The organism is Neobacillus terrisolis (assembly GCF_051233475.1).
Taxonomy (GTDB): Bacteria; Bacillota; Bacilli; order Bacillales; family Cytobacillaceae; genus Bacillus_BU.
The window spans coordinates 14,222-39,287 of record NZ_JBKFGH010000008.1 but is presented as its reverse complement, the minus strand read 5'-3'; the positions used below and the strand labels follow the sequence as shown (position 1 = coordinate 39,287).

Genomic DNA, 25,066 nt, shown 5'->3' with positions numbered 1-25,066 from the left:
AGATCATGTTAGAAAAAGTTTATAAGATTACAAGTTCTGCTGGAGTTCACGCACGCCCAGCAACAGTGCTGGTCAGTTCAGTAGCACCTTTCCAATCTGAGATTTCTCTTGAGTACAATAATAAAAAGGTAAACTTAAAGTCCATTATGGGTGTGATGTCACTTGGGATTCCTGAAGGGGCATCGATTAAAATTAGCGCTGAAGGCACTGATGCTGTAAATGCGATGGAAAAGATTGATGAGATTATTGCTGAGCATGAGCTTGGGGAATCAGCTTGAGTTCGAATGGTAGTTTAGCAGGTTGTCTGGTTTTCAGATAATTCTTTACAGAAATGATGAATAAAGCTATGATATTTACGTTAAGTAAATGAATAGGTTGCTACTAGGGGTGCCAATTTTGGCTGAGAGAATTCGAGCTTCGTTTTCAACCCTTTGGACCTGATCTGGATGATACCAGCGTGGGAAAGTAGTGGAAAAGCTTTACGTTATTTCTTTCACTCACGAAGTCAGGTCCGATTAGGATCTGGCTTTTTTATTTTTTAGGCTGTGTTAAAGCTCAGTGTTGATTTTTTCGCAATGTTGATTGGAGCGGAAGGCGCTTGACTCCTGCGGGAGCAGCGGGACAGGTGAGACCCCACAGGAGCTTTAGCTCCGAGGAGGCTCACCGCCCGCCCCGCGGAAAGCAAGCGCCTGGAGCGGAAATCAACTTTCAAGTTTAACACAGTCATTTTTTTAAAAGGAGAAATTCATAATGAATCATGAAAAGATCGCTAGTTTATTACAGCAAGTTCGTGAACAAAATCCGCTAATACATAATATTACCAACGTGGTTGTCACCAATTTTACCGCCAATGGGCTATTGGCGCTTGGAGCTTCGCCAGTTATGGCGGATAGCCGTAAAGAAGTAGCGGATATGGTGAAAATAGCAAAGGCACTTGTCATCAATATTGGGACTCTTAATGAAAATACGGTCGAGGCAATGCACATAGCAGGTAAAGCAGGTAATCAGCATAAGGTTCCGGTAATGCTTGATCCGGTTGGAGCAGGGGCGACACCATATCGAACTGAAACTGCTCGAAACTTAATTGAGTCCATTCAGTTCTCTGTAATTAGAGGAAATGCTGCTGAAATTGCCAATGTCGCTGGGAAACATTGGACAGTAAAAGGTGTGGATGGCGGAGATGCCCAGGGAGATGTAGTAGATTTAGTCCAAACAACCGCTGCAATATTAAACTCGACTATCGTTGCAACAGGAAAAGAGGATGTTGTTTCTGATGGGAAGTCGACCTACATAATTCGCAATGGTCATCCACTCCTTACAAAAGTAACCGGGACAGGCTGTTTGTTAACTTCCGTCATCGGTGCGTTCCATGCTGTTGAGTCAGATGCAGTTACAGCTTGTGCTGCAGCCCTTGCAGTCTATGGAATCGCTGCAGAGCTTGCAGCTAAGAAGGCTGCTGTAAATGGATCGGGCAGCTTTCAAATTGAATTATTAAATAGTTTATCTCAAATTTCCAAAGATGAAATCATCCAATACAGCAGAATTGAAAAAATCTCTTAAGGAAGGTGACTACAAATGGTAACAAATAAAGCATTAACGATTGCCGGTTCAGATAGCGGCGGGGGAGCAGGAATTCAGGCCGATCTCAAAACGTTTCAGGAATTAGCTGTATTTGGAATGTCTGCGCTCACTGCAGTTACAGCGCAAAATACACTTGGTGTTCATGGGGTCTACCCGTTAACATCAGAAGCTGTCATCAAGCAAATTCAAGCAATCGGGGATGATTTAGGGGTAGACGCACTAAAAACAGGGATGTTATTTAGTGCGGAGATTATTGAGGCTGTTTCTGCGCAAATCAAACATTATCAATGGAACAATGTTGTCGTTGACCCAGTGATGATTGCTAAAGGCGGGGCCTCTTTATTGCAGGATGAGGCGATAGCAGCATTGAAGGAGCATCTTCTTCCACTTGCAATGGTTGTTACACCAAATATTCCGGAAGCGGAAGTGATTACCGGAATGGTGATTAAAACTCTGGATGATAAACGTGAAGCGGCGAGGAAAATCGTGGATCTTGGAGCCAAGCATGTTGTTGTGAAAGGCGGACATGATGAGGAACAAGAAGAAGCGATGGATGTTTTGTTTGATGGTCAGGAATTTAGTTATTTTAACAGTAAAAGAATTTTAACCAAAAATACCCATGGAACGGGATGTACTTTTTCAGCAGCGATTACAGCAGGATTAGCTAGTGGCCAAAACGCACATGAGGCAGTTGCACGCGCTAAAAAGTTTATTCAAGCGGCAATTGAAGACGACCTTAAGCTTGGACAGGGGCACGGCCCGACAAATCATTGGGCTTATAATCGCAGAGGCAGCTATTAATAGTTTGGCATATTTAAAGAACAATTTTGATTTTTAACACTCTGTTGATTGGAGCACCTGGAGCGGAAATCAACGCCAAATATAAAAGAGTCAAAGTTTAATAGAAATATTTTAAGAGAAAGAGTGAAGCCAAAAATGGCAAGGATCAATCGAGACAAAATAAAAGAGCTGCTAAAGCTTTATTTTATCGTAGGAAGCAACAATTGTACGAAGAAACCAACTGAAGTATTAACCGAAGCGATCGCGGGCGGAATTTCATTGTTTCAGTTTCGTGAAAAGGGTACAGGAGCGCTAGAGGGTTCTGCAAGACTTGCATTGGCAAAGGAACTGCAGCAATTGTGCCGGAAAAACAAGATTCCGTTTATTGTCAACGATGATGTGGAGCTTGCACTCAGATTAGATGCAGATGGAGTTCATATCGGGCAAGAGGATGAGTCTGTTGAAAGCGTGCGGAAACTGATTGGCGACAAAATTCTTGGAGTCTCGGCCCATACGATTGAGGAAGCAGAGTTTGCAATCAAAAATGGGGCGGATTATCTAGGGATTGGCCCGGTATTTCCGACAAAAACGAAGGAAGATGCAAAGGAAGCAGCGGGATTTTCTCTAATCCAAGCATTAAGGGAAAATGGTTGTGACATTCCGATTGTAGGAATAGGGGGAATCAATGGAGATAACAGCGCATCAGTTATCGAAGCTGGAGCGAACGGAGTTGCAGTTATTTCTGCGATTAGTTTAGCTCCTTCCGTTACGGGGGCCGCGCGGAAAATAAGAAATCAGGTTGAAATGAACTAATTCATAGGAAGGGCGGCCGTTAAGGGCGTCCTTTCTTCTTATATAAAAACAAATATGTGTTTTAGGTAATGTTATATTAAAATAGATTGTAAGGGCCGTTGCGTTGTGCTAGGTTTTTCACCTTGTAAGTAAGTCGACTATTAAAGGAGCTAATTATGGTCTATTGGTTTATTCTGCTATTTCCGTTCCTCATCTATCCATGGGGGATTGAAAGGTATTACACAAACATAAAGTTTATCTATTTGGAGCTTTTTGTTGTGCTTACGTGGTTAAGTATAATCATAAAGCGAAAATCATGGGAAGTAAATTTAAAAAAGCCTTATTTTTCAATTGAACTAATTGTCTTTGTTTTCCTGTGTTTAGTTGGATTTTCAACCATTTTTTCAGTCAATCAATACGCATCCATTTATGGCAGATTAGGCCGACACGAAGGCTTACTAACGTTTCTTTGTTACGGAAGTATTTTGTTATTTTCCTATAGATTAATGACAATAAAGCAGATCGAAAAGATTATTCCGGGCATGGCGATTGTGTCTATTTTTGTATCGACATATGGAATTCTCCAGCATTATTTTTTAGATTTCTTGCCTAGAACTCCTCTATATTACAACGAAATTCGAAGTTATTCTTTCTTTGACAATCCTAATTTTTTTGGCTCTTATCTTGTCCTTGTTATCATGTTAACTATTTCCATCTATTTAACGGCAAAGACGAGAATTCTTTCCGCCTTTTACTTAACAACGATAGGCTTAGCGTTTGTATCGTTAATTTTTTCAGGAACAAGAAGCGGTTGGGTCGGTGTTTTTTGTGGACTTATCTTTGTCTCTTTCATAGTTATTTTAAAAAGAAAATATCTTTGGAAAAAATGGATTGTATTATTAATGACGTTATTCCTTTTAATGGTGGCCATTAATTTTGCAGAAAAAGGGGCCCTTAATGAACGGGCTATGACGCTTTTTTCTGATTCTTATCGTATTGCTACACAAACAAGTACCGGGCGTGAAGGTTCGTTTCGTTTGTTTATTTGGAAAAAGTCCCTGCCTCTCGTTTCAGAAAATTTCTGGTTAGGTTCAGGACCTGATACATTTGATCAAGTATTTCCAAATGATGAGGAAAAGAAGCAAGTTTTTGGGGATATCATTGTTGATAAGGCTCACAATGAGTATTTACAAATGGCGATTACTTTAGGTGTTCCGGCACTGCTGGTATATTTGTATTTACTTTTGGTTGTTTTTAAGAATGCGTATTTTGCTTTGAAAAGGATTGATGGGGACAGGAAAATCCAATTGTATGGATTTCTTTCCGCGATTTTCGGTTATTTGGTTCAAGCCTTTTTCAATATAAGCACGGTTCCAGTGGCACCACTGTTTTGGGCGATTTTGGGGATGACTATGGCTTTATCAACCATTTACTTAAAAAAAGAGATTGTGCAGAACTCGATTGATGTTTTTTCAGAAAGTGGAAAAAAGAATAAAACGGCTTAAAAGAGGTTCTATCCCGGATAACAGCACATTTGCGTGTTTCGGGATAGAACCTCTTTTTTAAGGATTAGGCTGGGTTATATTGGGCTGTTGATTTGCGCTCCAGGTGCTCGCTTTCCGCGGGGGAGTCCGGGAGCCTCCTCGGCGCCATAGCGCCTGTGGGGTCTCCCGAGACACCTTCTCCCGCAGGAGTCTCGCACCTTCCGCTCCAATCAACAGAGTACTCAAAATCAACATTGTTCTTTAACAAAGCCAAGGATTAAGAAGTTTAGAAATGTTACGGTTTGGAAAGGTCGGTTATTTTTTCTTTTACTTTTCCACTAATATCGATCAGGATTTGAACTCCTTTTTCGATCGTCTGCTTCCATTTCGGGCTCTCTTCGACAATCAGTTTTTCTATCTCCTGCGCTTTTTTCTTTACTTCCTCTGTTTTTTCTTTGATCACCTTTTCCGTGTGATCATCTTGAGAAAGCTGGCTGTTGACGGATTGTGTCTCAAATTCGCCAGGTTCGACATAAGGCAGAGATTGCTCAATAATCGCCCGGAAAATAGGGACTACCGTGTCAGAACTGCTATTAGGCAAATAATGCTGACGATCGGTCATGTCATATCCAAGCCACACAGCCCCAACAAGGTTTGGAGTATAACCGACAAACCATTGATCTTTCGTACCATTAATATCATTATAAGGAAGCTGAGTTGAACCGGTTTTTCCGGCGATTTGCACATTTGGAAGCTTGGTTCGCTGTCCGGTTCCAGTTTCGACAACATTTAAGAGCATGGCTGTCATGTCATTAGCAACCTTCTTGGAGGTTACGTCTTTTGTTGTTACTTTTCGCTCTGCAATAATTTTTCCTGTGGGACCGACAATTTTGGTAATAAAATGGCTTTCTGCCCGGTTTCCTTTGTTTGCAAAAACGGAATATGCTTCAGCCATTTGTTGTGGTGAAACCCCTTTGTGCATCCCGCCAAGGGCGATTGCTAAATGTTCATCCTGTTTTTCATAAGGAATATCAAACCGCCTTAATGAATCAAGCCCTTTTGCTAGGCCTATTTTATCTAAAAGCCAAACAGCAGGAATATTCACGGAGTTTTCAACCGCCTTGTACATCGGAATTTCCCCTTGATAGGTTTTCGATGAATTTTCAGGTTGATAACTGCTAAATTCCATCTGTTGGTCAACGAGCATGGACGTGGTCTCGTAGCCTTGTTCAAGCGCAGGCGTATATACAGCCAGTGGTTTTAAGGTCGATCCGGGCTGGGCCTTAAGCTGAGTAGCGCGATTGAAGCCTCGGAAAACATAGTCTCCGCGGCCGCCAACAACCCCGCGAATTCCGCCTGAATGAGGATCGAGCAGGACTGCTCCGCTTTGTACCATGACTGCTGGATCTTGGCTTCGTGGAAACAAAGCATTTCTTTTATACACTTTTTCAAGTGAAGCTTGTAAGTTTTGGTCCATTTCCGTATAGATTCGGTAACCACGGGTTAAAATTTCATCCTGAGTCAGACCGTATTCACCGATTGCCTCATTTAAAACAGCATCGACGTAGTAAGGGTAGGAGCGTTCGATAAAGCTTCCACCGCCATCTTCGAGTTTGATTTGTTCATTGCGGGCGGTTTTATATTCTTCTGTTGTGATCTTTCCTAATTCTTTCATTTTAGCAAGTACAGTGTTTCTACGGTTAATGGCTCGATCATAGTTTTGATATGGATCCAATGCTGAAGGGGACTGTAATAATCCTGCCAGCAATGCGGCTTCGCTAATCGTCACTTGGTCGATTGGTTTATTGAAGTATTTTTTGGATGCAGAACCGATTCCCCATGCTCCGCTTCCAAAATAAACTTGGTTCAAATACATTTGTAATATTTCATCTTTTTCATAATGCTTTTCAATTTCTACAGCAAGAAAGAGCTCTTCGATTTTACGTTTATAGGTTTGCTCAGGTGATAAAAGGGCATTTTTTGTTAACTGCTGAGTAATCGTACTGCCCCCGCCTGTTATGCTTAAAGCAAATATATTTTTAATAAAGGCTCGGGCAATCCCTTTAATATCAAAGCCGTTATGTTCGTAAAATCGTTCATCCTCTATGGAGATTACGGCATTTTTAACGTGATCAGGGAGTTCTTCGACTTTAACCCCTTTCGTCCGATTCGTAGATAGGGTACTGGCAATATCCCCATCTTTATCATAAATGATGGTTGCTTGACTTAAGCCGTCCTTTAATGTTTGGACGTTGGCACGGCTTGCCATGAAAGCAAAGAATAATATAGTTAATAGAATGAAAACTAAAGAGACCAATAGAAAAATTTGCGTGATATGATTTTTTTTCCAAAAACGTATAATTGCTTCTTGAGCTGAATGAAATAACTTCATGGGCGTAGTCCAGACCTCTTTTTCAATGATTTGGAAACCTATTTCATTCATTTTACTCTCAATAGCCATACCTTGGCAAAGAAAAAGAGGAAAAACAGACCGAAGCAGGTAAGCATTTACCGCATTAACGTGCCGGGGGACAGTCCCCCGGCACGTTAATGCGGTAAATTATTTAAGTTCGTTCCAGTCGGTAAACTGGCCGCTGCCATTGCAGCCAGGGCAATCATACGGATTGGAATAATAAACAAATTCATTTACGGGAAAGGTGTGGTAGCCCTTTCCATTACAATCGGGGCATTTATTTTGTGCCTGCATATTGGCAATATGATTCTCGTATCTTAATTCTCTCCATTGATTATACGCATCAAGTAAACCCATATCATCACCTCACCTTGATTTGTTATTCCTATTATTTTTGATCATGTATGGAAAATTTATGCTTCCATATTGAAATACATAAATAATTAGTAAGTCGAAATATAATAAGTTAAAATATGGTTTATACAGTTTGACAATTTAAAGAGAGAAGGACAATTATGAACCAACAGGTAGTGAAAGAAAGGAAGCATTCTGCTGAGGGGAAAGAAAAAATTTGGACGAAGGATTTTATCTTGATCTGTTTAGCCAACTTTTTCATTTTCCTAGGATTTCAAATGACGTTACCGACGATTCCACTATTTGTAGAGGAGCTTGGCGGAAATGATCAAATGATTGGGATCGTCGTGGGAATATTTACCTTTTCTGCATTAATTTTACGACCATATGCAGGGCATGCCCTTGAAACGAAGGGGAGAGGGTTTGTATATTTAATTGGCCTTGTGATTTTTGTAGTCTCGGTCGGTTTATACGGTTATGCAACGGGAATTATGTTTCTTTTGTTATTAAGGATTATTCAAGGAGTTGGCTGGGGTTTCTCTACAACGGCCTCCGGAACGATTGCGACCGATTTGATCCCTCCAAGAAGGCGTGGAGAAGGGATGGGCTACTATGGCCTCTCAGGAAACATCGCCATGGCAATTGGACCATCCTTAGGATTGGCACTTGTTGGTGTTTTGAACTTTAAACAATTGTTTTTTATTTGCGCAGGTCTTGGGTTAGCGGCCTATTTACTGGCCTCTAGAATTAAATTTAAAAAAGTAGACAGACCTTCGATTGAAGCTCACACATCAAATCGGAAAAAATGGGATTTATTCGAAAAGAGTGCGTTGCCTCCATCGATTTTGCTATTTTTTATTACCGTAACATTTGGTGGAATTGCTACTTTTCTTCCTTTATATACAGTTCAAAAGGATATCCCTGGCATCCAATGGTACTTTCTTTTGTACGCTATTGCGTTAATGGTTAGCCGTACCTTTGCAGGTCAACTTTATGATCGAAAAGGACATGGCGCGGTGTTTGTTCCAGGCACAGTGTTAATCATTATTGCGATGTTATTGTTGGCTTGGCTTCCAAACAGCTTTATTCTATATTGTGCAGCTGTGCTTTATGGTTTAGGGTTTGGTACGATTCAACCGGCATTGCAAGCTTGGTCCGTTGATAAAGCACCCATCCATCGAAAAGGGATGGCAAATGCAACCTTCTTTTCCTTTTTCGATTTAGGAATAGGGTGCGGAGCGATCCTGTTCGGACAAATTGGTCAAATGTTTGGCTATGACAGTATCTACCTAACCGCAGCAGTCTCCGTCTTTCTTTCCATTTTGATATATCTTATTATGGTTTTAAAAAAACGTGAGAAATAGCCATCGTCCCCCAAGTGATTAGCGCGTTAAAGTGCTGGGGGACAGTCCCCCAGTTGAGTAGTGCGTTAAAGTGTTGAGGAAATGGGCTTTTTTTATTACAGGGCTGAAATGTTTCGTAAAGATCCGACCTTTTCTTGTTAGTGATGGGGATTTATGGTAGTGGATTGCGATTGGATGATAATGTAATTTTTTTCACGAACACTATTATACTAGTAATTTGAAAGCCTATTTTTCTACTGCCATTTTTTGGACCATGAAATAGTATATTACAAGTGTTAGCCTACTAGTAGAGCGATAAGCAAGAACTACTAGGAGGTTTTAACATGAAGAAATTAAAAAGACTAGTGATTGCATCTGTCTTATCATTATCGGTTTCAATGTTTACATTAAATCATCAATCCGAAGCATCAACTAGCTATCAAGTACAATCAGGTGATAGCTATTATAAGATAGGTGTAAAATTTGGAGTTCCAGTTGCTTCTATTAAACTAGCAAACAATAAATCTAGCGATCTTATTTATCCGGGACAAAAGTTGGTGATCCCAAATTCATCTGTTACCGCAGCTGAAAAAGAATTAATGGCAAGACTTGTTCACGCAGAAGCAAAAGGTGAACCTTACGCAGGTAAAGTCGCTGTAGCGACAGTTGTGTTAAATCGAGTAGATAGCACTCTTTTTCCAAATACAGTAAATGGCGTCATCTATCAGCAAGTAAATGGAAGTTATGCATTTACTCCTGTTAAGACAGGCTCTATTAATCAACCTGCAGATGCTTCTGCAAGACAAGCGGTAAATGAAGCGTTGGCATTGAGAGGTCAAGGGAAGGGATCATTATATTTCTATAATCCAAGAACGGCTGTTAGCCAATGGATCTTTTCTCGACCAGTAACGGTTACAATCGGGAACCATGTTTTTGCAAAATAAACCTTAATGCAAGGTGCTTGGCCCATGGCATGTTAGCAAAAAATAACGTGTCGTGCGTCAGGCACTTTTTTATTATTTCCTTTAATTCTTTTTGATATGAACAAGAAAAGAAGAAAAGCCTGTCCATCAGGGCAAACGCCCAATATGAAGGACAGGCTTTTTTTATGCTTGTTTAAGGAGAAAATTCTCCCCATCCCATATTTGAATTAACTATATTGTGGACGAAGTTTTGAACGTTTGTTCACATGCTGCTCTGCACTCAAGGCAGCAATTGCACCATCAGCTGCAGAAATAACCGCTTGTTTGATCGGTGTTCTTCTCGCGTCACCGCCGGCAAAAACGCCTTCAACATTTGTACGAAGCAAATCATCGACAATAATATAACCTTCTTCGTCCCGGTTGACAGCATCTCCTAAAAAGTCTGTTCCTGGCTTCATTCCGCCTAAATATAAGAAGACTCCGTCTACATCCCAAGTTTGCTCTGCTTTTTGGTCATCCATGATGATTACTTTTTCAACGCTATCAGAACCTTTAATTTCCTTTAATCTATACCGCTTATAAATTTCAATATTTGGTTTGTTTTCCAAAACAGAGAGGTCAGCGTCACCTTTTACCTGTGCAACAGGAACCAAAAGCTTAACGGTTTTACAGAATTTTGATAAGACTTCAGCTTCATGAATCGCTTCCTCATTATCACCAATAACGGTAACAACTCGATCCTGATAAAATGCGCCATCACAAGTTGAACAATAGCTTACTCCACGTCCAGTAAACTCTTCCTCTCCTGCAATCTTACTTGATGGGGCTTTTGCTCCTACGGCGATGAAGACGCTCTTTGCTTTAATCGTTCCTTCAGCGACATTAATTTTTTTAATGTCATCTGAAAAATCAACAGAAAGGACAGTTGTACGAACAAACTGTGCCCCAAAATCTTTTGCTTGGGCTTGCATCCGATTTAGAAGCTCAAGTCCTGTTACCTTTTCACGGACACCAGGATAGTTAGCAATTTTATGGGTAATGGCAAGGGTTCCGGCTTTTGGTGCTTTATCGATAACAAGTGTTTTTAACTTTCCACGGGCAGCATACACTGCAGCTGAAGCACCAGCAGGACCACCGCCAATTGTTACGAAATCATAGATTTCATCTAGAACCTCGCTCGTTACGGATTTGAACACGGAGTCGCTATCCACATTTTCTGCTGGTGGTGTAGTGGCAGTCACTTGTGCTTGAAGCTGATCCTCTGTAATTCCCAACAGCTTTTTTAATTTTTTCTCTTGGAAACCTAGGACAAGCTTTCCATTTATTAAAGTAGCCGGTGTTCCCATTATTTTTCTTTCTCTTAATTCATCGAAATATTGTTTGTGGATGGATGCATTTCGTTCTTCATATTCAATGCCCCATTCTTTTAGTGCTCCTTTAACTTTTTCGCAATGTGGACATCCTGTACTGCTATAAACGATTACTTCATGAACTGTCATTTTTTCATCCTCCGCTTCTAAAATAAAAACTATTTTCGTCTGTGGAAATAACCTTTTTTAAAGATACATTTTTATAAATAATGGTAATTTTACCAACGGTTCTATAGGTTAAATAATAATAGTTATAAAAATTAAAGTCAATACTTTTTAATAATTATTCTAAATAAAAAGCGCGTTAGTGAGTATGGAATAAAAAAGGTCCAACATATAAAAATGTTGGACCATGGTTGTATGATTTGTATTAGATTGTTCTGCCAAGGTAGGCGGTTAACATCCAAACATGCTTTTCAAGCCCTGAATGGATAGCAAGCAGCATATCACCAGTTGTTTCATCATTTAACTCACCAGCTAAACTCATACCTTCTTTTAATTCTCCAATAATTAAAGAGAAGTCATTAATAACGGATTGAACCATTTCTTGAGAGGATTCAGATCCTGTTGCTTCCTGGATTGATGAAAGTTCAAGATTTCCCTTCATTGTTGCGACTGGTTGTCCACCAATGGCAAGTAGTCGCTCTGCTAATCCATCAACATGTAATGCTGCTTCATTATAGAGTTCTTCAAATTTCACATGTAATGTGAAAAATTGCTCACCTTTTACATACCAGTGAAAATTATGTAGTTTCGTATACAATACGGACCAGTTGGCAATTTGTTGGTTTAGGACTTGTGCAAGTTGATTTTTCATCGAGTATCCTCCTTTTAATTCAGTACATAATAAAATACTAGATAAGCGACGGTTTTTCCTGTACCGAACTGAATAAATATGTGTCTACATTGTGAAGTTTCGCGCTTTAAAGCAGTGGGGGACTGTCCCCCGCTGCTTTAGTGTGTTAAAGTGAGGGCGCTTGTCCCTATTCAATTGCTCATTATTGGAGTAAAATGGTTTTTATAAATTTATGCAGGAGCGATTGGAATGCTTGTTACAATAAACAGAGTACTGGAGCGAATGATGCCGTTTATTACCCCAACTAGTGTCATCATCGGTGTACTCTTTTCAGATGTGCTTAAATCTGAAGAATATTTAGTACCTTGGATTTTTGCATTTATGACGTTTATCGGGAGCTTGGGCTCCAATTTCAGGTCACTAAAAGATGTTGTCACCCACCCAATGCGGATGATTACTGCTTTACTAATTCTTCATATATTAATGCCTCTATGGGCTCTATTACTCGGACATGTGACCTTTAGCGGAGATGTTCATACGATAACAGGGATTGTAATAGCGGCAATCATCCCAACCGGAATCACCAGCTTTATATGGGTGGCTATCTATCGGGGGAATTCAGCCTTAGCCTTAACGATTATTTTAGTCGATACCTTCCTGTCCCCATTCATCGTTCCTTACTTTGTTTCATTATTGGCAGGTGAGAAAGTGGTAATCGATGTGATTGGCATGATGAAAGGGCTAATTGGGATGGTTGTGCTTCCTTCCTTGATAGGTATGGTGTTAAATGAACTGACTAAAGGGAAAATAAAGAAGACACTCGGAATTCCGCTGTCCCCTTTCTCTAAAGTAGGACTGTCTGCAGTAGTAATGATTAATGGTGCGGTCGTTGCTCCTTATTTAATCAATATCAATTTCAAACTTTTAATGATTGCTGTGTTATCTTTAACCGTTTCTGCATCAGGTTACATCTTTTCCATCGCCATTGGAAGAATCCTAAAATGGAGGAGAGAGGATGTTACAACCTTAATGTTTACCGGCGGAATGAGAAACATTAGTGTCGGAGCCGTTTTAGCCGTAGCGTATTTTGAACCGGCTGTTGCCGTTCCAGTCGTGATTGGGATGCTATTTCAACAAGTTCTGGCCTCAATATTTGGCCATCTGCTTCACAAATCCTACCCAACCCCAATCCTTTCAAAAAGAATTAAAGGCGCTTAGCCCCTCACTGTGATACCAGACCGCCTTCTAAAAAAAGCCCTCTCGCAGGTGCAACAATGTCAGTCTTGCGCCGCGAGTGAGCTCCGCTTAATATTGAACCTTATATTTCTTCAAGTTTCGAATTACATAAATAACCCCAAAAAACCACAGACCGATAAGGATGCTGTAAACTACGACCATTGTTGAAGTAGAGATATGGAAGGTAAGCATTAATGTTCTCACATTCGTGAGAATGATCATTCCGCCAACTAATACACCAAGTAAATTAGAAGGGATAATTTTCACCAGCCAGGCAGCAATCGGGGCGGCGATAATCCCACCGAGCATTAAGGCGAAAACCCAAACGTAGTTTATTTCACTCCAACCAATTGAAATTAAGAACCCAATCGTAGAGGAAACGGCAATCGCAAATTCACTCGTATCCACTGATCCAATAACCTTGCGAGTTTCCATATCATTTCTTGATAAAAGTACGGGTGTGGCAATCGGCCCCCAGCCGCCGCCCCCTGTAGCATCAAAGAACCCAGCCAAAAATCCTAACGGAATGAAGAACTTTTTCTGAACATTACCCTGATTCACCTGTTTGACTGGCTTTCTTTTAAAAAGAAACCGAAAAATTACGAAGCAACCCAGCCCTAGTAGAAAAACAGAAATGTACGGCTTGATGATATCACCTGGAATACTTCCAAGAAAAATAGCCCCAATAAATGCACCGATGGACCCAGGTACGATTAATTTTTTTACAACGCCCTTATCGACATTTCCAAACCGAATATGAGAAACACCGGAAGCCGCAGTTGTGACAACTTCTGCTAAATGTACGGAGGCAGAAGCTACAGCTGGTGCAATACCGAACAGCAATAAAAGGGAAGTGGAGGTAACACCATAAGCCATTCCAAGTGAACCGTCAACTAATTGTGCACAAAGACCAATTATTGCAAGAATAATTAGCTTTCTCAAAAAAAACAACTCCTTTGTTCGTACCAGCCCGAATCCCTTTCTGCTGAATTGTAAAAATAAAAATGGTTATTTTTATTTCGAGTGGTGACGCCGTAGTGATTTTAGGTGATCATCGTAGGCACTTTTAACCCATGATATGAAAGCAAGACCTTCTGGGTCACTAGTCCACTTGAAAATAGGTTATTTCAGTCAAAAAAAGCCTAGCCAAAAAATCGAGAGCCACTTTTATCATTTATGTGAACAATACAATACCCACTAGACCGACGGTCGGTCTAGTGGGTATAATAAATTTGAGCTAATGTATACGATTGGTAGGAGTGGTTTATACATGAAAAATTGGCGAAAGATTCAACTTTTAGTGATGTTTTTGTTATTGCCCGCTTTACTTAATTACTTTTCTCCTTATTTAGTGATCGACGGGGCAGCACATGGGATTGCAGCCGGGGCATTTGTCATTTGGTCTTTCATGTTCGTTCTTGCCTTAGTTGCCGGAAGAACCTTTTGTTCCTATGTATGTCCCTATGGCGGACTCCAAATGATTATTGATAAAGTACTTAATAAACCTTTGCGGAATATTAAAGGGCTGAGAATATTTAAACTGTTTTTAGGAGTGTTATGGGTAGGGGGATTTGTTTATGTTCTGGTTCTGAACGGAGGCTTTAACTCGTTTGAATTCTTCTATTTAACTGAAAAGTTTATCTCTATCGATCATTGGACGCACTTGGTTTTGTATTATATGATTCTAGTCGGGATTGCCATTTTGCCCATCATCCTTGGAAAAAGAGCAACGTGCCATTATCTATGCCCAATGTCGATTTTAAATATCGTCGGAACAAAGATAAAAAACCTGCTACCGTATCCTTCGTTGCGATTGGTTGCAGATGCAGACAAGTGTATTAGCTGTAATCAATGCCAAAAGGCCTGTCCGATGAGTTTAAATGTAACGAACATGGTTAAAACGAACGAAGTAAATCAAATGGAATGTATTTTATGTGGAGAATGCTCAAAAACATGTAAAACGGGGGCGATTCAACGCAAATTTACGAAGTAAACAGGGGGATCATCCATGCTTGAAAAAAATAACAGTTCAGAAAATCGAAAACAACAAATCATGGCTCATGCAACAAGACTTTTTAATGAACATGGATACGAGAAAACTTCTGTAAACACGATTATTAGCGAAGTGAATATTGCGAAAGGGACCTTTTATCATTATTTTAAATCTAAAGATGATCTTCTAAATGAAATCATTGATCATTTTTATGATGAGCAAATTGTAGAAATTAAGCAAATAAGTCAGGATCTTTCACTTGATTCTTTTGAAAAAATAAACAAGATTTTAAAAAAATTAATTAATCCATCATCCCAATCGAGCCCCTTTCCTAATTATATAGACGATGATCGTGCGAACAAGATTCATAGTACTTTAGAGGAAAGATTTCGTTTTCATTTTCATCCGATCTTAACGGCAGTGGTACAAGGAGGAATTGACAACCATGTTTTTCAGTTGCAATTTCCAGAAGAAGTATGTGAAATTTTGCTAATTGGGATTCAGGGGTATATCCACTATCATTTACCGCATTTTGCGGATCAGCTTTATGCATATAAAAAATTAACAGCGATTGAAGAATTATTTAACATCGTCTTAGTCAACCAATTAGGGAAAATCAGCTTGTTATAAAAATCATCCCGCCGGTGTTTAATGAGCAAACCGATAATATAGTAATAAAAATGTTGCTAACGTAAAGATGAAGTTTAAAAACACAAAGACAATCTGGGATATTCTTGTTTTATGAATCTTAAGGGGTGGATCATAAAACGAGATGCCTTCAATAATGAAAATAATTAACACAATATGAATCATGAAGTGTCCAATAATTTCTGTCGTACCAAACAGCATCGTTGTTGAAATAAAAATTAACGTTAAAACAAAGGCCAAAAGCCGGTTTAAAATTCCAACAATCAGCAAATACCCTACTACAAATTCAATAAAGGCAGCAATAACAACAAAAGTTTCGGGAGCAAATCCGAAGGTTGGAACGTCATGCTCGTGAATGATATAGATGCTCATCGCTGGATATACCCACTTTTCAACGGCCACCCAGCAAAGGGAAAGCCCTGTTCCTAAATATAAAAAAGGGAAACCCCAATTATCGAGCTTCGTACCGCCAACCAATAAAACTCCAATAATTGCTAAATAAAAGCCATAGTCAAGCATATGGAATAAGCCGGACTTGGCAAGTTGGTAAAAAAATAATACGAAAAGGATGGAAGCACCTATTTTCGTTGCATAATGAATCGGGATAATCAGTAAAATGATTGTCACCCAAATTGAAATCCGAACAAGCTGATTTTCGATAGCGAATTCAGGTGCAAAAATCGTTCCTGATAAAACTTGAATCAATAATGCTAGTGCGGTTCCGTATTTTAAAATGTGCCGAGAAGAAATACGGTAGCGATCCAGAAACGCATCGACCGCATGAACCGTTTTGATTTTTTCAAAATAAGGAAGGAATTGTGTTAAAAGAGCGAGACATAAAGCAACTCCTACTGAAACGATCATAAACATAGGGGATAAAATATGTTCAATCGTTTCCTTTTTAGGCGTCACCTCTGTAAACCACTTAACATGCGCCTCGGTGAGTAGTGGTGTACATAAAATGAAAAATAGTAAAGCCGTTAATATATAAAAAAACTTACTCATGACATTCACTCCCTTCTGGTGACCGGTCCTGTTTAATAAATATTATGGTCGGAATGCTTCTAAACATTCGCAGAAAAAGGTGCCTGACCCCCAATGCTTTAAAGCTTTAAAGCGTCGGGGGTCAGGCACCTTTTTTTGTATAGATTCTTTTTTGGGTATATAATAAAGTTGTGTGTTCTTATTGGAGAACAAAAACAAAGGATTTGTAATAATTAACCCGTATTTCTTTTTGCACCCCGTAAATAATTGAAGTATGGGGCTTTTTTATAACGAAAATATTCTTAATTAAGAACAAGTAGGTGATTCTATGGTTCGGTTATTTTATTATTTATCCATATTGAATGTATTTGATGCCATCATTACATTTATTGGTTTAGAACTATCATTAATCCAAGAAATGAATCCGATCATGAACCATATATATCAAACGAATCCGGTATTATTTTTACTGATAAAATTCACCCTCTCGTTTTGTTTATATTTATTTATTATTTTAAAAAAGGTCCCTAAATCAACTTCTTCAAGGATCCTAACCTATTTCGCATCCGGGTTTTATACAATTATCTTTTTCGTACACTGTTTTTGGATAAGTACAGTCTTTGTAAATACCTATTGACCTTAACGTTACGTTAAGGTGTATTGTTAATCTGTAAGGAGGTGACCAGATGGAATATACAGTGCAAAAGCTAGCCAGTTTAGCAAGTATTAGCACCAGAACGCTTCGATATTATGATGAAATTGGGATTCTTAAGCCGGCAAGAATCAATTCGTCAGGATATCGTATTTATGGGCAAGCAGAGGTTAACAAGCTTCAGCAAATTTTGTTCTACAGAGAATTAGGGGTCAACCTTGAAAACATTAAGGAAATCGTAACCTCTCCTAGTTTTGAGGCTGGAAAGGCACTTAAAGAACATCGGGAAAAACTCCTTGAAAAAAGACAGCAGTTAGATTTATTAATTGCGAATGTAGAAAAAACAATCGCCTTAACTGAAGGGAGAATAACCATGAGTGATAAAGAAAAGTTTGAAGGCTTTAAGAAAAACATGATAGATGAAAATGAAAAAAAATACGGCAAGGAAATTCGCGAGAAGTATGGCAAGGAAACGGTAGAAAAATCTAATGCAAAATTGATGAACATGACCCAGGAAGAATATGATGAGGCTACAGCACTTGCTGAAGAGCTTCACCTCACGTTAGCGGAAGCCTTCAAAACGGGGGACCCAGCAGGAGAAGTAGCTCAGAAGGCAGCAGAGCTTCATAAAAAATGGCTCCTTCATTATTGGACCGAGTACAGCAAGGAAGCACATGCAGGGCTAGCGCAGATGTATGTGGATGATGAAAGGTTTACGGCCTATTATGATAAAGAGCAGCCAGGAACGGCAGCATTTTTAAGAGACGCTATTCACATTTATACTGGAATGAAGAAATAAACAAAAGATCAAGAGCGATTGGCTAAAGCCGGTCGCTTTTTTATGGATAGGCTGTGTTAAACTTGACTGTTGATTTCCGCTCCAGGCGCTTGCTTTCCGCGGGGCGGGCGGCGAGCCTCCTCGGAGCTAAAGCTCCTGTGGGGTCTCGCCTGTCCCGCTGCTCCCGCAGGAGTCAAGCGCCTTCCGCTCCAATCAACATTGCGTAAAAAATCAACACTGAGCTTTAACACAGCCTATGGATAAGATAAAAACCCCCTTTCTGATTTTTCTGTTAACCTAGTAGATGCTATACTTATTTCAAAATAGTAGACTAGTTGGCTTTTTTAAAAACGTAATAGGGATGGATATTAAGATGGATAAATTAACAGTTTCGATGATTCAAATGAAGGTCACGAATCAAGTAGAAGAAAATGTTCAAACCGCAATCAAATTGATATACGAGGCGGCAAAAAGCAATCCGGATGTCGTGGTTTTACCCGAAAACTTCCATATGATGGGCAGAAAAACAGAATTTTTTGAAGCGGCTGAAACCATCGATGGTCCCACATTAACAACATTCAAAAGCATCGCAATGGAGTTAAACCTTTATATCGTAGCAGGAACGATGAACCTTCGAGTAGAAGGACAAGAGAAATTGAAAAATACTTGCTGCGTTATTAACCCTCAAGGAGAAATTCAAGATGTGTATGAAAAACTACACACATTTAATGCTCAGATAGCTGGAAGGAACATTTCAGGCAGTAAAGTGGAAGAGGCGGGGGACAAGATTGTTGTCACCTCTATTAAGGGTGTTCCGGTTGGACTTAGTGTATGCTTTGACCTGCGCTTCCCAGAAATGTATCGCATTTTAGCTTTAAAGGGAGCCAAGGTAATCTTGGTACCGGCTATCTTTATGCTCCACACTGGCAAGGACCATTGGGAAATTCTGTTACGGGCAAGAGCCATTGAAAATCAAGTTTATGTCGTTGCACCGGCAACCTTTGGACAGTTCCCGCCGCACAATGAATGGAGCTACGGCAGAAGTATGGCAGTTGATCCGTGGGGCATTGTTATTGCTCAAGCTTCCGACCAGACTAGTATCATAACGGTTGATCTTGATTTGAACTTGGTTGAAGATGTTCGGAAACGAGTACCGACACTGACACAGCGCCGACCGGATGTCTATACCTGGTGAAAAGCAAAAAACAAACCGATGCTGCTAAAGTAACATCGGTTTGCTTCTTTATTCCTCAGTACCATTGGTTAATATGTCTGATAAATAATTACAATATCCTGAAATATTATGCTCGACGTCATCGATACGGCAGCGGAAGGAATGATGGCGAATGAAAAACCCATCTAGAATTTTTTCAGGATGCTCAAAATACATGGCCACCTCAGGATAAAAATATCCATTTAACTGATAATGTGCGCGGTGATGGATAACGGATATTAATTTTTCCTCATCAAAGGCAGACAAAAGTTCGTGCCGATTCAGCTTTTTCATCCTATTAACCATTTTATAAGCAGCAGTTGTTAATTCTAGAAAGGTCGGATAAGTGGTTTCTCGCTGCATCATGAAATCCAATTGATGCTTAACATTTTCTAATCCAAATTGAAAATATTGATCAAGCGGTTGGTGGGTAGTAAGTTCATTCGTACAATAGCTCAGCCAATGATCATGATACGTCCAATAGTTATTTTCGATAAAATAAGAAAATGCCTTCTCGACAATCGCCAGCCATTTAGGATTAGCATCGATATCATATAACCTCATTAACGCAAACGCCGCTTCTCCATCATAATAAATGATTCGAAATGCCTCTTTCACAGTTAAATCCACAGGGTCTAAAATATGAACAAACTTGCCAGTCGTAGGATCCTGCATTTTTTCGATTCCAAGTGCCAATTGTCTCATTAGAGGCAGGTAACTTTCATCGTGAAACACCTTCGTATATTTTGAAAAAGCAAGAATAGCAGCTGCATTTGCCCCTAATTTTATTTCTGAGTTGCTTGATTTCTCCAAAACATACGCACAGATATGTCCATCGTCAGTTTCATATTTGACAATCGTATCATTTTCTAGGTAGGTTAAAGCCCTTTTTATCGGGTGAACCAAGTTTTCATCTCTCGTCATTTCATACGCTTCGATAATGGAATAGGTGGAGCTTGCGTGACGCAAAATATTATAAAAGTTTATCTTTTTATTAAAACAGGGGAAATATCCATATATGTACATACCATTATCTTGAATCTGATTCGCTAGAAATGCTGATGATTTTTGGATAATTTCTCTAACACTATTTTTAGTTAAGCGCGGTGTTTTTCTTCTCCCATTATTTAATGAAGTAGACTCAAGTTCAAACAATTCATGATCGTAAAAGAAACTGACCGTGTTATACAACGTAATGCTATGAATGCTATTAAAGTTAATAGAACCCTTCATATTTCGGTCCGTTTTACAGTAATGATTAATATTTTGTTCACTCAAATAGGCTCGATTATGTTCCTTGCTGAATTTAATAAACTGATTGGCGTTCACTTCTTGTTCTAAAAATGCCAAATTAAAATTAGCATCAAAGGATATTCCAAATCGGAAGTAATTCTCTTTTGCTTTGGTGATTTTTAGAATAAACTCTTCAATACTAACAACCTCACAATCGGTTACAAAATCAACCTTTAACCACTCTGGGTTCATTTTACTTTTTTTAATAAATTTCTTTGCTTTTTCAGCAGCATTCTTCCAAGAAGTATCAAGCTGATTGCCGATTCCGGTAAATACCTTTGCCCGATTATGGCGATTACCAACCGATAGAAACATGATCATCTTTGTATTGTTATGTAATGTATGTTGTAAGTTAGATATGTGGGGTTCCAGCATGTCTTTGAATGCTTTAAGTCGCTGTTTAAAGAGATCGGCAGCTTCTTGTTCATTGTTCTTTATAAGTATTTTCAACGTATTCACCTCTTGTTATCGGTTGACTCCTATACAAGTATGCTAATATAAATTTTCAGACTAATCAAATACTTGTAAATAAGGCTGTGTTAAATTTGGCTGTTGATTTCCGCTCCAGGTGCTCGCTTTCCGCGGGGGAGTCCGGGAGCCTCCTCGGCGCCATAGCGCCTGTGGGGTCTCCCGTGACACCTTCTCCCGCAGGAGTCTCGCACCTTCCGCTCCAATCAAAAGAGTGCTCAAAAATCAACATTCGTCTTTAACACAGCCATAAACAAAGAAAAAATCACTACCAAATAGGCAGTGATTTTTATAAACACGATTTTATTTAACTTCTTCCCAATAAACTTGAACAGCCTCTTTACGAACTACTTCAGGACATTCAACCTCATCGCCCCAATTATCGTAGTTGTTTTCACCGTTAATGTGCTGGATGTCTACGCTATAAAATTTATCCTTGTATTTAAAGATTACAACAACCATTTCAGAATACCCGGCATCATCATTGCCAAGCTCTTGAATAAATTCCAGCCCATATTCGTCATGGTTCTTGCGTTCTGCCACTGATTCCAAAATAATGTTCTTTGAGAACTTCATTTTTATCGCTCCTTGTATTTAATAAACGTATTTTAATATGTCCACAGTTAAAAATAAACATTCTATCCGCGAAGAAATTGTCTAATTTATGACAATCCTCACATAATTGAACTCTCCTCCAAAAAATCAATTTTTCTTTGTTAGAAAGTGAGCAAACTTCAAGAAAAACAACTGTTTTTAAATAAATTCATGGTCATTTTTATTCATAAAAATAGCCCAAAGTCTACGTAACAATCTCCTTGGATAGTATGACATTTCCCACAATTAAATACAATTCATTCATGCCTCCTATTAATAATGAATAAAGGTGAAGAATTACGAATTAGTTTTAGAATTTTGCCGTTGCTATAATTTAGACGTACAGAAAAAGATGTACATAAAAAAATTTATAAGCAAATAAGGAGGAAAATATGAGCACGTTAACGGAAAATAAGTGTAAATTAACCCCAGAACAATTTGAGGCTTATAAGATGCAGATTCGTACACTGGTTGAGGGCCGGTACGATGAAATGCAAAAAGAAATCGAGGTTACTAATAAGTTTCCTGAGGAATTCTATGAAACAAATATCAAAAATGATCTTTATCGTGCACCTCTTCCAGTAGAGTACGGCGGTTGGGGCCTGTCCGAACAGCAAATTTTAGAGCTTCAAGAAGAATTTAGCCGCGGACCAGGTGGAATGCGCATGCATTTACACTATGCAATGGATTTGAACTGGCGTCCACTTTACGACTATGGAAGTGAAGAGCTAAAAGCAGAGTACATGCCATTGTTCCAAGATAAAACGATTTTCACTAACTGGGCTGTTACCGAGGAAAAGGGCGGCACAGGGATGGATATTCAAACAACTGCAGTCAAGGACGGCGACGATTATATTATTAACGGAGAAAAGTTCTTAATCTCTCACACTGATTGCAGCAACTGGTCTTATATTACTTGTGTTACCAATCCAAATGGTGATAAAGACAACCGTCTTTCAACTTTCATGGTTTCTGCGGATACACCAGGATATGAACTTACTCCAATGCCACATATGATGGGTGCGCGTGGTTCGGGTCATACAGGCCTTAAGTTTACTAACATGAGAGTTAACAAGAAATTCCTTTTAGGAAAAGAAGGACAAGGTCTAGAAATTGCTATTCATTCCTTATCTGTTTCTCGTGTCCATATCGCAGCCAGCAACTTGGGAATGGCTCAACGGATGTTAGAAATGACCCTAAAACGCGCTCATGACCGCGTAACATTTGGCAAACCAATCATTGAACGTCAGGCAATTAGAATGAAAATTGCTGACATGTCTACTTATATTCATGCGCTCCGTACAATGGTTCGTGATTTTGCCAAGGACTACGAAGTGGATCCTGAAGGAGAATATATTGAAGAAAAGGCAGCAATGTGTAAGCTGTTTAGTATCCATGTCACTAAATTGGTCAGTGATGAGATGCTTGAAATTTTCGGTGGTATTGGTTATTTCGAAGATTGTGAATATGGTCCTGTTGAAAGATTGTACCGCGATGCACGCGCAATGTGGTTAGAGGAAGGTACTCCAACAGTTCAACGTATTACCATTTCTCGCCAAACAATCAAACACGGTGGAGTGTTAAAGTACGAGGACTAATCCGAAGAAATTAGTAGACAACTAGAGGGGCATCGGATCATACCGATGCCCCTTTTCTAAAAAATGGCTCAACGTACAGGGAGGGCTGAAAATTGGTAGAAAAGGAATTTGGACCGCTAAGAAGTAGGGCATCGAGAAAACCATGGCCAGAATGTCCTGATATCGTGATCTACAGCTGTTATCATTGCAACAGATTGTACCAAGGGTTAGCTTATGAAGTGCCGCAGCAAGAGCCGGTCTGTTGCGATGTTTCTATGGAACGGCTTAAGCCGCTGAGCTTGGACGAGGTGTTACCAGAGATTAATGTAGACTACCAGATTGTTGGAGGTCACAACCAAAATGCTGTTCAAGTATTCTGGGAAACAACCCTACCGTCTGACAATCCAGAGTGGGTATTACTTAAAACTTTCTCTGGAGGGTATATGAAGTATGTTACATCAAAGAAGCGTCCTCCGATGGTGTTCCCTTTAGCGGACGAGGACGCCTATGTGTATTGTGATGAAAGTCCATGTTTACAATGTGTCTTTCGTTGCAAGCGAGGCTTTATCATCTATGTTTATATCAAATCACGGGGGCTGATTATGGTGCCCTTGGAAAAGATGTCAGCTCGATATTAACCAATCATTAGTTAGGAAATCACCCTAAAAAACTCTCTTTTTCTCTCTTTTTTATATAAATATTTACTAAGAAAATCAAACCTATAAATCTAAAGGAATATGGAATAAATTAGCCACTTTATTAAGAAGAAATACAGTGGCTGTTTATCGTTTTTTTCTGAATGCTTGCAAATGGAGAGAAAGTATTAACAAATGGTTGTATAAATTTTGGCTGTTTCAACAACATGATCTTTGAATTTTTTTACAGAAGGGCTCATAAATCGATTTTTCATGTAGCCGATATATATTTTCCTAATGTAGGAAGGATTATTGATTGGGCGAATTTCGATGTCTTTATAATTTCGTAAAGTAGGGTTATATGGAACAATGGCTATTCCCACATTGGCGGATACCAAACCTGCCATTGATACTTCATCTTCTACCTCGCAGTATATATTGGGAACCATATCTACCATTTCAAACAGGCCATTTATTTCTTTCTTTAACCCAACCTTTCCAGAGTAATGGATGATAGGATAAGGCGCTGTATCTCTTAAATCAACGGATTCTTGACTAGCAAGAGGAGAATTACTCGGAAGAAGCATAACTAAATTTTGTTCAAAAATAGGAATAAATTCTATTTCAGGATCGTTCGGAATAAGTGAGATAAAAATAAGATCATATTTTTCTTCCTTTAAGCCTTTAACTAAACCTGCTGTACAGATATCTCGTGTCATGGCTTCTTTTAATGAAAAATTGATATTTGTTTGTTGCGTCTTTTTTCTAAAACAACTAATCACGTTGGGGATAAATTCAGAACTTAGTGTATATATGAAACCGAGGGTAATTAAGCTGTCTGCCTCGCTTTTCATTTCTCTGACCATTTTAATTCCGGTTTCTAACTCCTCTATGGCGTTTTCAACATAAGGTAACAGCTTTTTTCCGTATTTTGTTAATTTAACATTACGACCTTGCTTTTCGAATAATTGAATCTCTAATTCGCTTTCCAGAGCTGAAATTGCATTACTTAAGCTTGGCTGTGTCATCGAAAGCGCTTCGGCAGCTTTCGTATAATGCTCAAGTTTTGCCATCGTTTTAAAATAATACATTTGGTAAAGGTTCATTGTTTTTCACCCTCCATTTAATCGTTTTAGAGCAATAAGGACGGAAAGGTTTT

General features: G+C 39.2%; 24 protein-coding genes and 1 riboswitch. Of the genes, 15 read left to right on the top strand and 9 right to left on the bottom strand.

The annotated features are described in order from the left end of the window. Positions 1-5: 5 nt before the first annotated feature. The 5 genes from ACI48O_RS05800 to ACI48O_RS05780 all read left to right on the top strand — a co-directional run bounded on the left by ACI48O_RS05800 (position 6) and on the right by ACI48O_RS05780 (position 4,658). Positions 6-278, top strand: a complete 273-nt coding sequence (locus ACI48O_RS05800; protein WP_435560792.1) for a phosphocarrier protein HPr — start codon at positions 6-8, stop codon at positions 276-278. Positions 279-373: 95 nt separating this feature from the next. Beyond that, positions 374-481: riboswitch (TPP riboswitch) on the top strand. 269 nt (positions 482-750) lie between these two features. Beyond that, on the top strand, positions 751-1,560 hold the full coding sequence (thiM, locus tag ACI48O_RS05795) for a hydroxyethylthiazole kinase (protein WP_435560791.1): 810 nt from the start codon (positions 751-753) through the stop codon (positions 1,558-1,560). A 15-nt stretch (positions 1,561-1,575) separates the two neighbouring features. Continuing rightward, positions 1,576-2,382, top strand: a complete 807-nt coding sequence (thiD, locus tag ACI48O_RS05790; protein ID WP_435560790.1) for a bifunctional hydroxymethylpyrimidine kinase/phosphomethylpyrimidine kinase — start codon at positions 1,576-1,578, stop codon at positions 2,380-2,382. A gap of 135 nt (positions 2,383-2,517) precedes the next feature. Continuing rightward, positions 2,518-3,174 carry a thiamine phosphate synthase gene (thiE, locus tag ACI48O_RS05785; RefSeq protein WP_435560789.1) on the top strand — a complete coding sequence of 219 codons (657 nt, stop codon included), beginning with the start codon at positions 2,518-2,520 and terminating at the stop codon, positions 3,172-3,174. Positions 3,175-3,329: 155 nt separating this feature from the next. After that, positions 3,330-4,658 carry an O-antigen ligase family protein gene (locus ACI48O_RS05780; RefSeq protein WP_435560788.1) on the top strand — a complete coding sequence of 443 codons (1,329 nt, stop codon included), beginning with the start codon at positions 3,330-3,332 and terminating at the stop codon, positions 4,656-4,658. Positions 4,659-4,932: 274 nt separating this feature from the next. Here ACI48O_RS05780 and ACI48O_RS05775 read toward each other — a convergent pair whose 3' ends face one another. Beyond that, positions 4,933-7,029, bottom strand: a complete 2,097-nt coding sequence (locus ACI48O_RS05775) for a transglycosylase domain-containing protein (protein ID WP_435561037.1) — start codon at positions 7,027-7,029, stop codon at positions 4,933-4,935. A gap of 168 nt (positions 7,030-7,197) precedes the next feature. Next, positions 7,198-7,407, bottom strand: a complete 210-nt coding sequence (locus ACI48O_RS05770; RefSeq protein WP_435560787.1) for a methionine aminopeptidase — start codon at positions 7,405-7,407, stop codon at positions 7,198-7,200. 158 nt (positions 7,408-7,565) lie between these two features. On the opposite strand from ACI48O_RS05770, the gene ACI48O_RS05765 reads away from it, so the two are divergent. Both ACI48O_RS05765 and ACI48O_RS05760 read left to right on the top strand, forming a co-directional pair. Then, the gene (locus tag ACI48O_RS05765) at positions 7,566-8,768 is read left to right on the top strand and encodes an MFS transporter (RefSeq protein ID WP_435560786.1); all 1,203 of its coding nucleotides are present in this window, start codon (positions 7,566-7,568) and stop codon (positions 8,766-8,768) included. Positions 8,769-9,091: 323 nt separating this feature from the next. Further along, positions 9,092-9,691, top strand: coding sequence for a cell wall hydrolase (locus tag ACI48O_RS05760; protein WP_435560785.1), 600 nt, complete (start codon positions 9,092-9,094; stop codon positions 9,689-9,691). A 206-nt stretch (positions 9,692-9,897) separates the two neighbouring features. Here the strand turns inward: ACI48O_RS05760 and ACI48O_RS05755 are convergent, their stop codons facing one another. Both ACI48O_RS05755 and ACI48O_RS05750 read right to left on the bottom strand, forming a co-directional pair. After that, positions 9,898-11,169, bottom strand: a complete 1,272-nt coding sequence (locus tag ACI48O_RS05755) for an FAD-dependent oxidoreductase (RefSeq protein ID WP_435560784.1) — start codon at positions 11,167-11,169, stop codon at positions 9,898-9,900. Between the two features lie 241 nt (positions 11,170-11,410). Continuing rightward, positions 11,411-11,857 (bottom strand): Dps family protein, encoded by a 447-nt coding sequence (locus tag ACI48O_RS05750; protein ID WP_435560783.1) that lies wholly within the window; start codon positions 11,855-11,857, stop codon positions 11,411-11,413. Between the two features lie 228 nt (positions 11,858-12,085). On the opposite strand from ACI48O_RS05750, the gene ACI48O_RS05745 reads away from it, so the two are divergent. Next, a complete protein-coding gene (locus ACI48O_RS05745; protein ID WP_435560782.1) occupies positions 12,086-13,054 on the top strand; it encodes a bile acid:sodium symporter family protein in 969 nt (322 codons plus the stop codon). An 87-nt stretch (positions 13,055-13,141) separates the two neighbouring features. On the opposite strand, the gene ACI48O_RS05740 is transcribed toward ACI48O_RS05745, so the two are convergent. Beyond that, a complete protein-coding gene (locus tag ACI48O_RS05740; RefSeq protein ID WP_435560781.1) occupies positions 13,142-14,014 on the bottom strand; it encodes a sulfite exporter TauE/SafE family protein in 873 nt (290 codons plus the stop codon). Between the two features lie 328 nt (positions 14,015-14,342). Here ACI48O_RS05740 and ACI48O_RS05735 point away from each other — a divergent pair, with 328 nt between their 5' ends. Both ACI48O_RS05735 and ACI48O_RS05730 read left to right on the top strand, forming a co-directional pair. Continuing rightward, on the top strand, positions 14,343-15,065 hold the full coding sequence (locus ACI48O_RS05735; RefSeq protein WP_435560780.1) for a 4Fe-4S binding protein: 723 nt from the start codon (positions 14,343-14,345) through the stop codon (positions 15,063-15,065). A gap of 15 nt (positions 15,066-15,080) precedes the next feature. Continuing rightward, positions 15,081-15,695: a TetR/AcrR family transcriptional regulator gene (locus ACI48O_RS05730; protein WP_435560779.1), complete on the top strand. Its 615-nt coding sequence runs from the start codon at positions 15,081-15,083 to the stop codon at positions 15,693-15,695. Positions 15,696-15,713: 18 nt separating this feature from the next. Here ACI48O_RS05730 and ACI48O_RS05725 read toward each other — a convergent pair whose 3' ends face one another. Then, on the bottom strand, positions 15,714-16,718 hold the full coding sequence (locus ACI48O_RS05725; RefSeq protein ID WP_435560778.1) for a DoxX family membrane protein: 1,005 nt from the start codon (positions 16,716-16,718) through the stop codon (positions 15,714-15,716). Positions 16,719-17,025: 307 nt separating this feature from the next. On the opposite strand from ACI48O_RS05725, the gene ACI48O_RS05720 reads away from it, so the two are divergent. The 3 genes from ACI48O_RS05720 (at position 17,026) to ACI48O_RS05710 (ending at position 19,322) form a co-directional block, all read left to right on the top strand. Further along, complete coding sequence (locus ACI48O_RS05720) at positions 17,026-17,334, top strand: DUF5658 family protein (RefSeq protein WP_435560777.1); 309 nt, start codon at positions 17,026-17,028, stop codon at positions 17,332-17,334. Positions 17,335-17,383: 49 nt separating this feature from the next. Continuing rightward, positions 17,384-18,148 carry a MerR family transcriptional regulator gene (locus tag ACI48O_RS05715; protein ID WP_435560776.1) on the top strand — a complete coding sequence of 255 codons (765 nt, stop codon included), beginning with the start codon at positions 17,384-17,386 and terminating at the stop codon, positions 18,146-18,148. A 352-nt stretch (positions 18,149-18,500) separates the two neighbouring features. After that, a complete protein-coding gene (locus ACI48O_RS05710) occupies positions 18,501-19,322 on the top strand; it encodes a carbon-nitrogen hydrolase family protein (RefSeq protein WP_435560775.1) in 822 nt (273 codons plus the stop codon). A 48-nt stretch (positions 19,323-19,370) separates the two neighbouring features. On the opposite strand, the gene ACI48O_RS05705 is transcribed toward ACI48O_RS05710, so the two are convergent. Further along, on the bottom strand, positions 19,371-21,083 hold the full coding sequence (locus ACI48O_RS05705) for a hypothetical protein (RefSeq protein WP_435560774.1): 1,713 nt from the start codon (positions 21,081-21,083) through the stop codon (positions 19,371-19,373). Between the two features lie 321 nt (positions 21,084-21,404). Beyond that, positions 21,405-21,677, bottom strand: a complete 273-nt coding sequence (locus tag ACI48O_RS05700; protein ID WP_435560773.1) for a hypothetical protein — start codon at positions 21,675-21,677, stop codon at positions 21,405-21,407. Between the two features lie 410 nt (positions 21,678-22,087). Here ACI48O_RS05700 and ACI48O_RS05695 point away from each other — a divergent pair, with 410 nt between their 5' ends. Together ACI48O_RS05695 and ACI48O_RS05690 are read left to right on the top strand one after the other, a co-directional pair. Then, positions 22,088-23,293: an acyl-CoA dehydrogenase family protein gene (locus ACI48O_RS05695; protein ID WP_435560772.1), complete on the top strand. Its 1,206-nt coding sequence runs from the start codon at positions 22,088-22,090 to the stop codon at positions 23,291-23,293. A 92-nt stretch (positions 23,294-23,385) separates the two neighbouring features. After that, positions 23,386-23,910, top strand: a complete 525-nt coding sequence (locus ACI48O_RS05690) for a hypothetical protein (protein ID WP_435560771.1) — start codon at positions 23,386-23,388, stop codon at positions 23,908-23,910. A 185-nt stretch (positions 23,911-24,095) separates the two neighbouring features. On the opposite strand, the gene ACI48O_RS05685 is transcribed toward ACI48O_RS05690, so the two are convergent. Then, complete coding sequence (locus tag ACI48O_RS05685) at positions 24,096-25,013, bottom strand: LysR family transcriptional regulator (RefSeq protein WP_435560770.1); 918 nt, start codon at positions 25,011-25,013, stop codon at positions 24,096-24,098. Positions 25,014-25,066 lie beyond the last annotated feature (53 nt).

Excerpts from the sequence above, each read along its gene's own strand:
- ACI48O_RS05775 (WP_435561037.1), bottom strand. The coding sequence starts at position 7,029 with ATGAAGTTATTTCATTCAGCTCAAGAAGCAATTATACGTTTTTGGAAA.
- ACI48O_RS05700 (WP_435560773.1), bottom strand. The coding sequence starts at position 21,677 with ATGAAGTTCTCAAAGAACATTATTTTGGAATCAGTGGCAGAACGCAAG.
- ACI48O_RS05760 (WP_435560785.1), top strand. The coding sequence starts at position 9,092 with ATGAAGAAATTAAAAAGACTAGTGATTGCATCTGTCTTATCATTATCG.
- ACI48O_RS05770 (WP_435560787.1), bottom strand. The coding sequence starts at position 7,407 with ATGGGTTTACTTGATGCGTATAATCAATGGAGAGAATTAAGATACGAG.
- ACI48O_RS05755 (WP_435560784.1), bottom strand. The coding sequence starts at position 11,169 with ATGACAGTTCATGAAGTAATCGTTTATAGCAGTACAGGATGTCCACAT.
- ACI48O_RS05730 (WP_435560779.1), top strand. The coding sequence starts at position 15,081 with ATGCTTGAAAAAAATAACAGTTCAGAAAATCGAAAACAACAAATCATG.
- ACI48O_RS05715 (WP_435560776.1), top strand. The coding sequence starts at position 17,384 with ATGGAATATACAGTGCAAAAGCTAGCCAGTTTAGCAAGTATTAGCACC.
- ACI48O_RS05800 (WP_435560792.1), top strand. The coding sequence starts at position 6 with ATGTTAGAAAAAGTTTATAAGATTACAAGTTCTGCTGGAGTTCACGCA.
- ACI48O_RS05735 (WP_435560780.1), top strand. The coding sequence starts at position 14,343 with ATGAAAAATTGGCGAAAGATTCAACTTTTAGTGATGTTTTTGTTATTG.
- ACI48O_RS05685 (WP_435560770.1), bottom strand. The coding sequence starts at position 25,013 with ATGAACCTTTACCAAATGTATTATTTTAAAACGATGGCAAAACTTGAG.
- ACI48O_RS05780 (WP_435560788.1), top strand. The coding sequence starts at position 3,330 with ATGGTCTATTGGTTTATTCTGCTATTTCCGTTCCTCATCTATCCATGG.
- thiM (WP_435560791.1), top strand. The coding sequence starts at position 751 with ATGAATCATGAAAAGATCGCTAGTTTATTACAGCAAGTTCGTGAACAA.
- thiE (WP_435560789.1), top strand. The coding sequence starts at position 2,518 with ATGGCAAGGATCAATCGAGACAAAATAAAAGAGCTGCTAAAGCTTTAT.
- ACI48O_RS05720 (WP_435560777.1), top strand. The coding sequence starts at position 17,026 with ATGGTTCGGTTATTTTATTATTTATCCATATTGAATGTATTTGATGCC.
- ACI48O_RS05710 (WP_435560775.1), top strand. The coding sequence starts at position 18,501 with ATGGATAAATTAACAGTTTCGATGATTCAAATGAAGGTCACGAATCAA.
- ACI48O_RS05745 (WP_435560782.1), top strand. The coding sequence starts at position 12,086 with ATGCTTGTTACAATAAACAGAGTACTGGAGCGAATGATGCCGTTTATT.
- thiD (WP_435560790.1), top strand. The coding sequence starts at position 1,576 with ATGGTAACAAATAAAGCATTAACGATTGCCGGTTCAGATAGCGGCGGG.
- ACI48O_RS05725 (WP_435560778.1), bottom strand. The coding sequence starts at position 16,718 with ATGAGTAAGTTTTTTTATATATTAACGGCTTTACTATTTTTCATTTTA.
- ACI48O_RS05750 (WP_435560783.1), bottom strand. The coding sequence starts at position 11,857 with ATGAAAAATCAACTTGCACAAGTCCTAAACCAACAAATTGCCAACTGG.
- ACI48O_RS05695 (WP_435560772.1), top strand. The coding sequence starts at position 22,088 with ATGAGCACGTTAACGGAAAATAAGTGTAAATTAACCCCAGAACAATTT.
- ACI48O_RS05765 (WP_435560786.1), top strand. The coding sequence starts at position 7,566 with ATGAACCAACAGGTAGTGAAAGAAAGGAAGCATTCTGCTGAGGGGAAA.